Source organism: Streptomyces sp. NPDC041713, from assembly GCF_055591085.1.
The window spans coordinates 394,956-407,511 of sequence record NZ_JBVIZY010000004.1; the positions used below are offsets into that span (position 1 = coordinate 394,956).

Annotated in this window: 12 protein-coding genes, 1 tRNA gene and 1 pseudogene; 6 read left to right on the forward strand and 8 right to left on the reverse strand. The window is 72.3% G+C overall.

The genetic code is table 11. The features are described 5' to 3' along the window. Positions 1-145: 145 nt before the first annotated feature. Both ACZ6CV_RS14790 and ACZ6CV_RS14795 read left to right on the forward strand, forming a co-directional pair. Positions 146-2,554: pseudogene (locus tag ACZ6CV_RS14790) on the forward strand (type I polyketide synthase); the annotation flags it as partial. A gap of 32 nt (positions 2,555-2,586) precedes the next feature. Next, entirely contained in the window at positions 2,587-2,904 is a 318-nt protein-coding gene (locus tag ACZ6CV_RS14795; protein ID WP_362361199.1) for an acyl carrier protein, read from the forward strand. 45 nt (positions 2,905-2,949) lie between these two features. On the opposite strand, the gene ACZ6CV_RS14800 is transcribed toward ACZ6CV_RS14795, so the two are convergent. Then, a complete protein-coding gene (locus tag ACZ6CV_RS14800) occupies positions 2,950-3,333 on the reverse strand; it encodes a VOC family protein (protein WP_469251170.1) in 384 nt (127 codons plus the stop codon). Positions 3,334-3,447: 114 nt separating this feature from the next. Between ACZ6CV_RS14800 and ACZ6CV_RS14805 the strand changes: the two genes are divergently transcribed. Further along, the gene (locus tag ACZ6CV_RS14805; protein ID WP_469251171.1) at positions 3,448-4,080 is read left to right on the forward strand and encodes a DUF6629 family protein; all 633 of its coding nucleotides are present in this window, start codon (positions 3,448-3,450) and stop codon (positions 4,078-4,080) included. Between the two features lie 55 nt (positions 4,081-4,135). Continuing rightward, positions 4,136-4,684: a cupin domain-containing protein gene (locus ACZ6CV_RS14810; RefSeq protein ID WP_469251172.1), complete on the forward strand. Its 549-nt coding sequence runs from the start codon at positions 4,136-4,138 to the stop codon at positions 4,682-4,684. Between the two features lie 49 nt (positions 4,685-4,733). Here the strand turns inward: ACZ6CV_RS14810 and ACZ6CV_RS14815 are convergent, their stop codons facing one another. Continuing rightward, a complete protein-coding gene (locus tag ACZ6CV_RS14815; RefSeq protein WP_469251173.1) occupies positions 4,734-7,184 on the reverse strand; it encodes a SpoIIE family protein phosphatase in 2,451 nt (816 codons plus the stop codon). A 486-nt stretch (positions 7,185-7,670) separates the two neighbouring features. On the opposite strand from ACZ6CV_RS14815, the gene ACZ6CV_RS14820 reads away from it, so the two are divergent. Beyond that, positions 7,671-7,844, forward strand: coding sequence for a hypothetical protein (locus ACZ6CV_RS14820; protein WP_469251174.1), 174 nt, complete (start codon positions 7,671-7,673; stop codon positions 7,842-7,844). A gap of 142 nt (positions 7,845-7,986) precedes the next feature. Here the strand turns inward: ACZ6CV_RS14820 and ACZ6CV_RS14825 are convergent, their stop codons facing one another. After that, the gene (locus tag ACZ6CV_RS14825) at positions 7,987-8,664 is read right to left on the reverse strand and encodes a DUF3159 domain-containing protein (RefSeq protein ID WP_469251175.1); all 678 of its coding nucleotides are present in this window, start codon (positions 8,662-8,664) and stop codon (positions 7,987-7,989) included. A gap of 53 nt (positions 8,665-8,717) precedes the next feature. Then, positions 8,718-9,938, reverse strand: a complete 1,221-nt coding sequence (locus tag ACZ6CV_RS14830; RefSeq protein WP_469251176.1) for an FAD-dependent oxidoreductase — start codon at positions 9,936-9,938, stop codon at positions 8,718-8,720. Between the two features lie 120 nt (positions 9,939-10,058). On the opposite strand from ACZ6CV_RS14830, the gene ACZ6CV_RS14835 reads away from it, so the two are divergent. After that, positions 10,059-10,715, forward strand: coding sequence for a TetR/AcrR family transcriptional regulator (locus ACZ6CV_RS14835; protein ID WP_469251177.1), 657 nt, complete (start codon positions 10,059-10,061; stop codon positions 10,713-10,715). Between the two features lie 517 nt (positions 10,716-11,232). On the opposite strand, the gene ACZ6CV_RS14840 is transcribed toward ACZ6CV_RS14835, so the two are convergent. The 4 genes from ACZ6CV_RS14840 to ACZ6CV_RS14855 form a co-directional block, all read right to left on the reverse strand. Next, positions 11,233-11,306 (reverse strand) — tRNA-Pro (locus ACZ6CV_RS14840). Positions 11,307-11,406: 100 nt separating this feature from the next. After that, positions 11,407-11,619 carry a hypothetical protein gene (locus tag ACZ6CV_RS14845; protein ID WP_362361170.1) on the reverse strand — a complete coding sequence of 71 codons (213 nt, stop codon included), beginning with the start codon at positions 11,617-11,619 and terminating at the stop codon, positions 11,407-11,409. After that, positions 11,616-11,825, reverse strand: a complete 210-nt coding sequence (locus ACZ6CV_RS14850) for a hypothetical protein (protein ID WP_469251178.1) — start codon at positions 11,823-11,825, stop codon at positions 11,616-11,618. The genes ACZ6CV_RS14845 and ACZ6CV_RS14850 overlap by 4 nt, the downstream gene beginning before the upstream one ends. Before the next feature lie 89 nt (positions 11,826-11,914). After that, a complete protein-coding gene (locus ACZ6CV_RS14855) occupies positions 11,915-12,547 on the reverse strand; it encodes a disulfide bond formation protein B (RefSeq protein ID WP_469251179.1) in 633 nt (210 codons plus the stop codon). Positions 12,548-12,556 lie beyond the last annotated feature (9 nt).

Below are 12,556 nucleotides of genomic sequence, written 5' to 3' on the forward strand. Positions count from 1 at the left end.
CGGCAAGGCGGGGGTTAGACCCGCTTAAGCAGCCGCGGCAACCCTGGCAGCGACAGGGTGCGGTCCGCTCCTGCCCGCCCGGTCCCACTCGGTCCCACCTGAGGCTTCACGCGCGAGAACAGGAAGGCTGACCATTCCCGTGGCGAACGAAGAGAAGCTCGTCGAGTACCTCAAGTGGACGACCGCCGAGCTGCACCGGACGCAGCAGCGGCTGCGCGAGTCGGAGGCCGCACGGCACGAGCCCGTCGCCGTGGTCTCCATGGCCTGCCGGCTGCCGGGCAAGACCCGCACCCCGGACGACCTGTGGGACCTGGTCTCCGAGGGGCGCGACGCCGTCACCGGTTTCCCCGACGACCGCGCCTGGGAGCTCCCCGACGAGCCCCCGTACACCGCGCTCGGCGGCTTCCTGGACGACGCGGCGGGCTTCGACGCGGGCTTCTTCGACATCGGCGAGAACGAGGCCGTGGCCACCGAGCCGTTGCAGCGCCTCATGCTCCACCTCGCCTGGGAGACCGTGGAGCGGGGCCGCATCGCCCCGCACTCGCTGCGCTCCACCCTCACCGGCGTCTACGTCGGCGCCACCGGACACGATTACGCGACCCGTCTGGACACCGCGCCCGACGAGCTGCTGCCCTACCTCGGCGGCGGCACGTCCGGCAGCCTCGTCTCCGGGCGCATCGCCTACGCCCTCGGTCTCGAAGGCCCCGCCATCAGCGTGGACACCGCCTGCTCGTCGTCGCTGGTCGCGATCCATCTGGCCTGTCAGGCGCTGCGGCGCGGGGAGTGTCGTCTCGCGCTGGCCGGCGGCGGCACCGTGATGTCGACGCCGCACACCTTCCACGCCTTCGCCCATCAGAAGTCCCTGTCCGCGGACGGCCGTTGCAAGCCGTTCGCGGCCGCGGCGGACGGCATGGGCCTGGGCGAGGGAGTCGGGCTCGTCCTGCTGGAACGGCTCAGCGACGCCCAGCGCGAGGGGCATCCCGTGCTCGCCGTCATCCGCGGCTCCGCGGTGAACCAGGACGGCGCCGGATACGGTCTCGCCGCCCCCAACGGCCCCTCCCAGCAGCAGGTGATCCGCGCCGCCCTCGCCGACGCCCGGCTCGCCCCGGACCAGGTCGACGCCGTCGAGGCGCACGGCACGGGCACGCCCATCGGCGACGCCATCGAGGTGCAGGCGCTGCTCGCCACGTACGGGGCCGGCCGGCCTGCGGACCGGCCGCTGTGGCTCGGCTCCATCAAGTCGAACACGGGGCACACGCAGGGCGCCGCCGGTACCGCCGCCGTCATCAAGATGGTCCAGGCGCTGCGGCACGACACCCTGCCGCCCACGCTCCACGTGGACCGCCCCACCCCGCTCGCGGCCTGGAAGAAGGGCGGGGTCCGCCTGCTCACGGAGGCGGTCGCGTGGCCGCGCCGCGAGGAGCCCCGACGGGTCGGCGTCTCGGCGTTCGCCACCTCCGGCACGAACGCCCACCTGATCCTGGAGGAGCCGCCGCTCCCCGAACCGGCGGCCGACCCCGCCCCCGAACCGCCCGTGGTGGCCTGGCCGTTGTCGGCACGCACCCCCGAGGCGCTCCGGACCCTGGCCGAGTCCCTGGTCACCCACCTGACGGCGGCCGACCCCGAGCCGTCCCCCGCCGAGGTCGCGTACACGCTCGCGACCACCCGCACTCCGCTGGCGCACCGCGCCGTCCTCATCGGCGCGGACCGGGCGGAGCTGCTCGCCGCCACCCGTGCGCTGGCCACCGGAGACGACCACCCCGCGGTGGTCCGCGGCGCACCGGAGGACGACGGCTCCACGCACCCGGGGAAGCTCCTCTGGCACTTCGACGGCGCTCCCCCGGCGGACGCGACGCGCGCCGCCGAACTGCACGCGGTCTTCCCGTACTTCGCCGCCGCCTTCGACGAGGCATACGGCTCGCTGTGCGCGCACCTCTCCGTCCCGTTGCCCGCCGCCCCCTTCGACTCCCCGGACCCGGACCGGGCCGAGTCCGTGCACTTCGCGGTCCTGGCTGCGCTCGCGCGGCTGCTCCGGGAGGCCGGGGTCCATCCGCACGGCCTCACCGGGGACGGGGTCGGCCACATCGCGGCCGCGTACGCCGCGGGAATCCTGGACCTCGGCGACGCGTGCCGCCTCGCCGCGGCGCACCTCACGGCCACGGACGCTCAGGCGACTTCTCCCGACACGTACGAGCCCGTGCTGAAGCAGCTGACGTTCCAGTCCCCCACGCTCACCCTCACGAGCACGGCCCCGGCCGACACACCTGTGGCCTCCGCCGCCTACTGGCACCACCACCTGACGTCACCGACCGCCGATCCCGCCGCCGCCCCGGACACCCGAACCCTCCGCCTCGCCCACGCCGGACCCCCCGAACTGCCCGCCGCACAAGCCCTGTTGACGGCGCTCGCGGAGATCCACACGACCGGCGGCACCGTCGACTGGACCCCGCTCGTCGGGAGCACCCCCGCCCCGAGGTCCGTCGACCTCCCGACCTACCCCTTCCAGGCCACGCGTTACTGGCTGCACGACCACACCGCGCGCCCCGCGGTGTGACACGCCGACCACCCACTCACACAGGAGCCTTCATGACCACCAACGGCAACACCCCCGGCCAGGACGCCACCGACCTGGAGAAGCAGCTCGCCGCGGCCACCCCCGAGGAGCGCGAGCAGCTCCTCACCGACACCATCCGCGCCCAGGCCGGGAAGCTCCTCAACACCGAGCTGTCCGACGACAGCAACTTCCTGGAGAACGGGCTCAATTCGCTCACCGCTCTCGAACTCACCAAGACCCTGATGACGTTGACCGGCATGGAGATCGCGATGGTGGCCATCGTCGAGAACCCCACACCCGCCCAACTGGCCCACCACCTGAGCCAGGAGCTGACGCACACCACCGCGTAACGCGGGCGAACCTCTCGGCCCAGCCCCCGGCGCCCGGTCACCCGGTCAGGGGGTTCGGAGCCGGGCGCGCAGCAGGCAGAAGACGTTGCCCTCGGGATCGCTCAGGACGTGCCAGCTCTCGTCACCCGTCTGGCCGACGTCGGCCGGCTTCGCGCCGAGCGCGAGCAGCCGCTCCAGCTCGGCGTCCTGGTCGCGGTCGGTGGCGCTGACATCGATGTGCAGGGGGAGCCTCCCGGGCCGGGGGTCGGCGCTGGGGCTCAGGACCAGGGTGGGCTGCAGCCCGCCGAAGCCGACGTCGGGCGGGCCGATCTCGATGCTCCCGTCGTCCTCCCTGCCGACTTCCACGTAACCGAGGACCTCGCTCCAGAACGCGGCGAGCCGCTCGGGGTCGGCGACGTCGAGGACCAGTTCACTGATGCGGCATGCCATGAGCGTCAGTTTACGTATGCCGTCCGGGAGTTGGCGCGGACGCGAGCCGGCCGGCACGGCTGCGGGCGCACTCCCGCCGCGCCGCCCCGCCGACGCGGCCGTAACGTTGCTGCCATGTGCTGGAGTGCGACGGCCGATCTCGCGGCGGGTACGGGCATCGCGGCGATCGGGGTCGTTTCGGTGTCCCTGGCCGCCCGGCGCCCCCGTGACCTGACCCTGGCGGCGCTGCCGCTCCTCCTGGGGGCCCACCAGATCATCGAGGCCGCGGTCTGGCACCAGAACGGCGGCACCGGGCCCGCCACGCTCGCCTGGGCCGTCGTCGCCCTGCCGCTGCTGGCCCTCTGGGTGCCGGCGGCCGTGCTGTGCGCCGCGCCGCCGCATGCCCGGCGCCGGCTGCTCGTCCCGCTCGCGCTGGGGGCCGCGACGGCGTCGGTGCTCGCGTACGCGCTGGCCACCCGCACCGTCACGGCCGAGATCCGCGGGCACACCGTCGGGTACTCCCTGGGGCTGCCGCGGGCGGAGCTGATCGTCGTCGGCTATCTCCTCGCCACCATCGGCTCCCTGCTGCTCTCCGGCGACCGGGGCCTCGTCCTGTTCGGCGTCCTGGTCGCCGTGGGGGCCGCGGTCTCCGCCGTGCTGTGGCGGCAGGAGTACATCTCCACGTGGTGCGCGTTCGCCGCGGTCAGCTCGGTGGTCCTCGCGCTCTGGGTCGCGAGGCGCCGGGAGCACGGCCCGAGTCCCGCTTGAGGTAAGGGTCATACTGTGGCCGCGATCGCTACCGTCCACGCAAGGAGTAGATCGCATGAGCGACCTCGTACGGCTGCCGGGTGAGGGGCACAAGCTGGTCACGAAGGCGCAGGAAGTGACCTTCAAGGCCACGGGGGCGCAGGGCTCCTCCGTGTCCATCTTCGAGGTGGTCGTGCCGCCCGGGTTCGACACGGGCGGCCACTTCCACGAGCACTCGGAGGAGTTCTTCTACATCCTGGAGGGCGAGTTGGAGCTGCTCGCGTTCGAGCCCGCCGAGCGCACGGACGACTGGCTCGACTGGGAGTCCGTCGACGGCGACCGGGTCGTACGGGCCGCCGCGGGCAGCAGCATGTTCGTGCCGCCCAACACCCCGCACGCCTTCAGGAACGCCACGGACGAACCGGTGCGCATGCTGTTCCAGAGCTCGCCGTCGCCCGACCACGAGCTCTACTTCGAGGAGATCGCGGAGATCTGGTCCACCGGCGACTCGGTGGATCCCGAGGCGGTGAAGCGCATGCGCAGCCGGTACGACGTCCAGCAGATCACGCCCATGCGGTTCGAACCGCCGACGGCCCGGCGCGCGACGGCGAGCACGCCGTCCTGACCGCCCGGCCGGGCGGCGTCCGCCCACGCCCACGCCCGCGCTCGCACCCTCAGCGGGGGGCGACGGCGCGGGTGGGCGCCGCAGGGAACGCCTGTTCCGTCCAGATGGTCTTGCCGGAGCGCGTGTAGCGCGTACCCCACCTCTGGACGAGCTGCGCGACGATGAACAGGCCGCGGCCCCCCTCGTCCTCCTCGCCGCTGTGGCGCAGGTGCGGCGAGGTGTGGCCGGTGTCCGCCACCTCGCACAGGAGCGTGCGGTCGCGGATGAGGCGTACCTGGATCGGCCCTTCGGCGTACCGGACCGCGTTGGTCACCAGCTCGCTGACGACGAGTTCGGTCGCGAAGGACAGTTCGTCGAGGCCCCAGTCGTACAGCTGCCGGGTGGCCAGTTCCCGGGCCTCGCCGGCGGCGACCGGTTCGGCGGGCAGTTGCCACTCGACGACCTGCGAGGCGTCGAGTTCGCGGGTGCGGACGAGCAGCAGGGCGGTGTCGTCGGCCGTCGAGCCGCCCGGCAGGAGCTGCGCGACGGCCCGGTCGCACAGCTCCTCCAGCGAGGCGTGCCGGTCGCTGAGGACCCGCCCCAGGGTGTCGAGTCCGTGGTCGATGTCGCTGTCTCGGGCCTCGACCAGGCCGTCGGTGAAGAGCGCCAGCAGGCTGCCCACGGGGAGTTCGATCTCCATCGACTCGAACGGCAGGCCGCCCAGGCCGAGGGGCGGGCCCGCCGGCAGGTCGAGGAAGGACGGTGTGCCGTCCGGGTCGACGACCGCGGGCGGCAGATGCCCGGCCCTCGCCATGACACAGCGCCGGGACACCGGGTCGTAGACCGCGTAGAGGCAGGTCGCTCCGGTGGTGACGTCGGTGTACGTGCCGTCGGGCGCGCCGAGCTCGCTCCGCTGCTCCTCCGCCGACTGCGCCACCAGATCGTCGAGCCGCGAGAGGAGTTCGACGGGGTCCATGTCCAGCTGGGCGAACGCGCGCACGCTCGTGCGCAGCCGCCCCATGGTCGCCGCCGCCTGCAGACCGTGCCCGACGACGTCGCCGACCACGAGGCCCACCCGGGTGCCGGACAGCGGGATGACGTCGAACCAGTCGCCGCCGACGCCCGTCACGTCGTCCGTGGGCAGATAGCGGTAGGCGAGGTCGACGGCGGACTGCTCGGGGACGTGGCGCGGCAGCAGCTGGCGCTGCAGGGCGAGGGAGGCGGTGCGCTCGCGGGTGAAGCGGCGGGCGTTGTCCATGGACACGGCCGTACGGGCGACCAGCTCGTCGGCGAGCGCCACCTCGCCGCTGTCGAAGGTGGCGGTGTCCGTCTCCCGCCCGAAGGTGACGAGCCCCAGCGTGCTGTCGTCGGCCCGCAGGGGCACGACCAGGTCGGGCCCGTCGAGCACGAGCCCACCCGAGGCGAGACAGCGGTCCTGCGGGGAGCCGGCGGGGTACGAGACGGGCGACGGGTCCGCGCCGGGGCCGGCCTCGTCACGCCCACCGTCAGCGGGCCCGGCCCCGGCCCCTGCCCCGGCCCCGGCCCCGGCCCCGGTCGAACGGTGGGCCACCCGCACCAGCGACATCGCCGCGGAACTCCCCGTGGCCGGCGTCTCGCCTTCGAGCACCGCCCGCGCGAGGTCGACCGTGACCGTGGCGGCGAACTCCGGCACCGCGACCTCGGCGATGTTCTCGGCCACGACCGTGACGTCGAGGGCGGTTCCGATACCCCGGCCCGCCTCGACGAGCAGGGCGAGACGCCGCTGGGCCCGGTACCGGTCGGTGATGTCGAAGGCGTCCTCGCACACCCCGAACACGTGTCCGTCGGCGTCCTCGAGCCGGTAGTAGGCGCAGGACCAGAGGTGGTCCGTGTCGGGGTCGCTGGGCGGCCGGCCCTGGAAGTGCAGGTCCAGGAACGACTGACCCGTCTCCAGTACGTGGCGCATGACCGCGTCGAGCGTGGGCGGATGCCCCCGCGACACGAACTTCCCGTCGGAGTACAGCTCATCGGCCCGCATCCCGCGGAACTCCGCGAGCGGTCGCCCCATCTCCTGCTCGTACGCCGTATTGCACCAGGTCAGCCGCATGTCGGCGTCGTAGATGGCGAGGCCGACGGGCGACTGGGTGGTCAGCCCGTGCAGCAGGGCGAGCCGGGACTCCCACTGCCGCAGGTCCTCCAGCTCCGCCGCGACGAGGACGCGCCCGGCGGGTCCCGCGCCCGGCAGGGTGCAGACCGCGGCGGCCACGATCAGCTCGCGGCCGTCCCGGTGCCGGGCGACGCGGATCTCGTTCCCGCGGAATTCGGGAGGGAGGGAGAGGGCGGGGGGCGTCGCGGCGGGCCCCGACAGGAAGGAGGTCAGCGGGCGGCCGATCATCTCGTCCGGCCGATACCCGAGGAGCCGCTCCGCCGCGCGGCTCCACCCGACGACCGTGTCCTGGGCGTCGACGACCGCCGTGGCCGCCCTGGTGACGTCCAGAGGGCTACGAAAGTCAGCGCTCTGCTCCGTGTTCCATGCCGTCATGCCGCCGCACCAGCCCCGTTCATCCCCTACAGAATCCGCCGTCCCGGGGGCGGGCACAACTGCGGTACACCCACGCGCGTCCAGCCGACGGCCTCGGGGCTCGCACACGGCTCGGCGGTCCGCTATCCGAACCGGTCGGCCACATCGGCAATCATTCCGGTCCTGAACTTCCGGCGCAGACGGGGCGTCATCCATCCCTGCCACTCGTTGGGGGTACCACTGCGCGACCTTCGCACTCGGCGGCTGGGGCTCCAGGAGCCTGGGCAGGGCCAGGGTGGCGAGGAGCGCGACGGGCACGGGGAGCAGGAAGACGTACCGCCAACCCAGCCCCTGTGTGACGACACCACCGATGATGGCCCCGCCGGCTGCCCCAGGCCGCCGGCGACCGCGACGGCGGCGAAGAGGCCGGCAGCTGACAGGAAGTGCATCTTGGAACCGCGCCCCACCAGCCCCCCGGCAGGCCCGGTAGGTTCTCTCCCGGGGGCGATGATGAATCGTGACTGGGACGACGACAGCGGCTATCAGGACGCCGTCGATCGCGCGGATCGCGTGACGACGTTCGCGTGGAGAATCATGGGATCTCTCGCGGGGATCGCCGTGCTGGCCGCTGCGGCGACGCTTGTGCTCATCCTCGCGCTGCTGGTCGCGATCGCCGCTTAGCCATGCGTCACGCCCACCGCGCCACTTCACCCGCGTCGGGCCGCCGAGCAGCCGCTCCGCGTCCGGCAGCCAGGCCCGGCGCAGGAATTCGATCACGTCGCGATCCGAGTGCGCCAAGCCGAGGACCTGGCCCCTGCGGGGGTCAGCGGGCGGTGCGGGCGGGCATGGCCCGGCGGGCGAAGGCGATGGTGCCGGCCACGATCGCGGCGAAGACGGGGCCGGTGGCGATGTGCACGATGCCGAGGACGACCGGTTCATCGCCGCGGTAGTAGATGACCTGCAGCGCGGCGTTGATGACGTTGACGGCGATGCAGATCAGCGTCGAGACCGTGTACACGCGCCGAAGCCGCGGGATGTGGCGCCAGTCGGACGGGCCGCCGCTGACCTTGTTCAGGAGCACGCCCGTGAGCGGGCGCTTGATCGCGATGCTGGCGATGCATATGGCCAGCACCACGAAGGGGATCAGGGCCGGCACGAGGAAGAAGCCGCGCGCCTCGCCGGTCACTGCGGCGACCACCGCGCACACGGTGACCATGGCCAGGCCGATGACGGCCTGGCGCAGCTTCTCCTTGCGGAGCAGCCGCCACCCGAAGCCGGCCACTGCGGCCACTGCGGCGGCGATCAGCCCGGCAGTCAGCGACGCGATCGCGTTGGCCACCAGAAACGCGATGGTGGGCAGGGCTGCGACCAGGACACCGGTCGCCTTCTGCCTCCCGTCGCCCCGGCCGGCGCTGGAGCCGGGTGGCACCGTGGGTGTGGCTGTCGAGCGCGGGTCGGGACTCACATTGATCATCTTGCTGCCTGCACGGCTCGTATTCATGGCCATCTCTTTGTGCTCGTCGTGTCGGGGTGGGGTGGGCTGGGGTGGGGTGGTCAGCGCGCGAACACCACGCGCTTGACGGGCGACACCTTGTCGGCCACCCGCAGCACGGTGCGGAAAGCGGTGCGCGGCAGGCGGGCCGCCTTGCCCGCGTTACGCGCGTTGCGCAGGGAGGCGGCCACGGCCGGGTTGGCGTACGAGCGCATCTCGGCCTCGTAGGCGGCCACGGCCGTCACCAGATCGCCTGAGTCGACGGTGACGTCGCTCAGGGCGCGGCGCAGCACGGCGGCGTCCCGCAACGCGGTGTTGGCCCCGACACCTGCCATCGGCGTCATGTTGTGGATGGCATCGCCCAGCAGCGTCACGTTGCCGGCGGCCCACTCGGTCAGCTCCGGCATGCTGCGCAGCGCGACCGGTGCGATGGACTCAACGTCACAGTCGCCGACCAGGACGCTCAGGGGAGAGGCCCAGGTGCGGATGCGGGCGAGCACCAGATTCCGCAGGGCCACCGGGGTCCGCCGTGTCACGTCGGCGGGCAGCGCGGCGCGGTCGGCGACGTAGGCCCACACCACGTAGGAGCCATGGGTGTCCTCCCCGGCGGGCAACTGGGTGCCGGCGTGCCAGGCGCAGACGAACAGCCAGCCAGGCCCCGCAGGCACGATGCTGTTGGGGGTCCCGTCCAGGACCTCGGCGGGCAGCCCGGCGGCCCGGGCGGCGGCCAGCGGAGTGCGTCCGGCGATGGTCAGGACCCCGGTGTCTTGACGGGTGACGTCGGGCAGCCGCTGGCGGCGCACCCGCGAATTGCTCGCGTCCGCGCCCACCAGCAGATCCCCATCGGCATGGGTGCCGTCGGCGAAGTGCGCCCGTACCCGGCCCGCGGGCAGCTGCCCGTAGCGCTGGTACTCCCTGCCCCAGTGGATCCGCTCCTGCGGCAACCCCTCCAGCAGCAGCTCGCGCAGGCCCAGACGGCTGATCGAGCGGCGGTTGCCCTGGTGGCCGTTGCCGACGCGCGTCAGCCGTCGCAGCCGCTGGTCGTAGAAGCCTGCCGTGCTGCCGGCGTATCCGGCAGCAGCGTCGATCTTCGACCAGTTCGCGGGCGGCAGGCAGTCCCGCAAAGCGGCGCAGCCCGCCTCGTTCAGGTGCAGCCCGTACCCCTGCAGACCGACGGTCCGATCCGAGCGGCGCTCGAAGACGTGCACGTCGACGCCGTCGCGGTGCAGCCCCTGCGCGAGGGCGAGTCCGCCCAGGCCGGCGCCTATGACCAAGACCTTCATGTTGCTCCTTCAATGGATGCTCCTCAATCAATGTCATTCAGAATAATGACAAAGTCAAATGTGTTGGTGACAGATCACATGGCTGGATGAAAAGGGAGGTCGGAGGGTATGCTCACCGGCATGGCAACGGAGAAGCGCCCACGCCGGGCCCCCCAGGAGGCAGACCGACGCAGAGACTCCGGGCGCACCCGGGAGCGCATCATCAGCGCCGCCGTCAGCGAGTTCAGCGCGCACGGCTACTCCGGCGCCCGCGTCACCCGCATCGCCAAGACGGCCGGCATGAACGCGCAGCTCATCTCGTACCACTTCGACGGCAAGGCCGGCCTCTATCAGGCCGTCCTGGAACGCGGCACCAACGCTTTGGACCCGCTTCCCGCCCCCGGCACTGCGCTCAGCGAGATCGCCGCTGACTACGTGCGCATCACCGGGCGCAACGCGGACATCACGCGTCTGCGCGCCTGGGAGGGCCTCGGTGACACGCCCGAGGCCGACGAGAGCGCCGGCCTCGAGCAGCACGGCCAAGGCCGGGCCGCTTTCATGAGCCGCATCGTCGACCAGTTCCGCGAGCGTCAGGCGGCCGGTGAATTCCCCGACGACCTCGACCCGGGCCACCTGCTCTTCGCCCTCTATGCCATGACCAGCGCACCGGTCCTGCTCCCGCAGGTCGCCCGTCAGATCTTCGGTGCCGCCGCGGATCAGGACGACTTCCAGGAGACATACGCCCAGCAAGTCGCCCGGCTGGTCGCACACTTGGCAGCTCCGCCAGGCGAAAGCTGAGAGTCAGCAGCCGACGGCTCGAGTCCACTCGCCCTAGGGCGCTGCCAGCAAACGCGTCATCGGTGCGGTCCGCTTTCATCGCCGCCCAGCGGAGACACGGCCGTTCCCGCGCGTCGACTGACCCGCACCGCCCCGCTACGTGCCCTCAGTGCCAGGACGTGCACGTCCGCAGCCTGCCGTGGGGCTCGCTGCCGCACGCACGCACCCGGCACCCCGGCCCGTCGTAGGTGCGTCCCGTGGTGAGCAGGTGCTGGCCCAAGGCACCGCCATCAGGCGCCGGGTTCACGGACTCCGCTTCGCGTTGCCGGCGTGACGGACCTCCAGCCACAGACGCCCACGGTCGGAGATCATCCCCGACCCCACACCCAGTCATGCCCCCGCCGGCGCTCGACGTGCAGCGCCGCCCACGGGCGGATCGCTGACCACCACCCAGCGCTACCTGCACCCGGACATACAAAACGATCAAGGGCCGGTTTCGGATTGCTCCGAAACCGGCCCTGACCTCGACTCTCTCGAGTCGGGACGACAGGATTTGAACCTGCGACCCCTTGACCCCCAGTCAAGTGCGCTACCAAGCTGCGCCACGTCCCGGTGCCCGTGTGACCTGGGGTTTCCCCCGGCCGAACGTGCACCGAAACAATACCGCACTCCGAGCGGTGATCGCTCACCCCTTTCCCGGCGGCCGGAGCGCTCAGAGCGTCGCGTAGTCGTGTGCGCCGCCCCCGCGCCAGCGGATGAGCGGCGAGTCCCCCAGCACCAGGCCCTCGGCGTCGTCCAGGCCGGCCCGCCTCAGGAACTCGATCAGATCGCGGTCGTCGTGGGCCAGCCCCAGGTTCACCGAGCCGACCGTGACACGGCGCCCACCGCCCGGAGACGCGGGATGGAGGACCACCTCGGGCGTCATGAGCCCGGCATGCCGCGCCGCGCCACGCGGCGCAGCTCCATGCGGGCGGCGGGATCGCGCAGCCGTGGATGGAAGTGCAGCCGGGCGGTGAGCCGGATCAGACGGCGGCGCAGGGCGGTGCGGCCGGGGTGGGCCGCCAGCTTCTCGTAGGTGCGGGTCCACTCTCGTTGGGTGCGGACGAGGTCGTGGGGAATGGTGTGACGCATACCCTGATGGGATCACACGTTCGATTTTCTGGGCAAGCGTGCCATTGCCCGGTGCTCGTGGGCCGCGTCGCCCGGCCCACGCGGGCGGCTCAGGCGAACAGCTCGTAACGACGCGGGTCGTCGGGGAGCGTGAGGTGGAAGCCCTCCTCGGCGAAGGTCAGCACCGTGATGACGACCGCGATGGCGATCAGCAGCCAGACCACGGCCTTGGACCCGACGCCGTACGACGTTCCCTTCGGGATCAGCTGCGGGGCGAAGACGAAGCTGAGGGCGCAGAAGACGATCACGACGAGGAAGGTGACCAGGGCCCAGGTGTACATGTGCAGGCCGAGCACGGCAGGGCCGTAGCCCTTGGGGTCGGTCAGGTGCAGCAGCACCTGGCGGGCCGCCATGCCGGCGCCTGCGACCGCGACGATCGTCGCCAGGCCGTATCCGGCCATGTAGTCGACCGTGCTGACCGCTCCCGCGCGGGCCCGCACGATGATGTGGGCGGGGCCGGCGGCACAGAGCAGCATCGCCATCCGCTGCACCACGCACAGCGGGCACGGCATGTCGCCGTCGAAGACCTGGAAGGCGAGGCTGGTCAGCAGGATGGCGCAGTACGCGAGGACGAACGCGTGCGCGAGGAGGAAGCCGAGCCGGTTGCTCAGCCGGCCGCCGGTGCGGCCGCCGGTGCGGCCGCCGGTGCCGTCGCCGAGGTGGCTGCCGAGTGTGGAGTTCATGGGACGCCC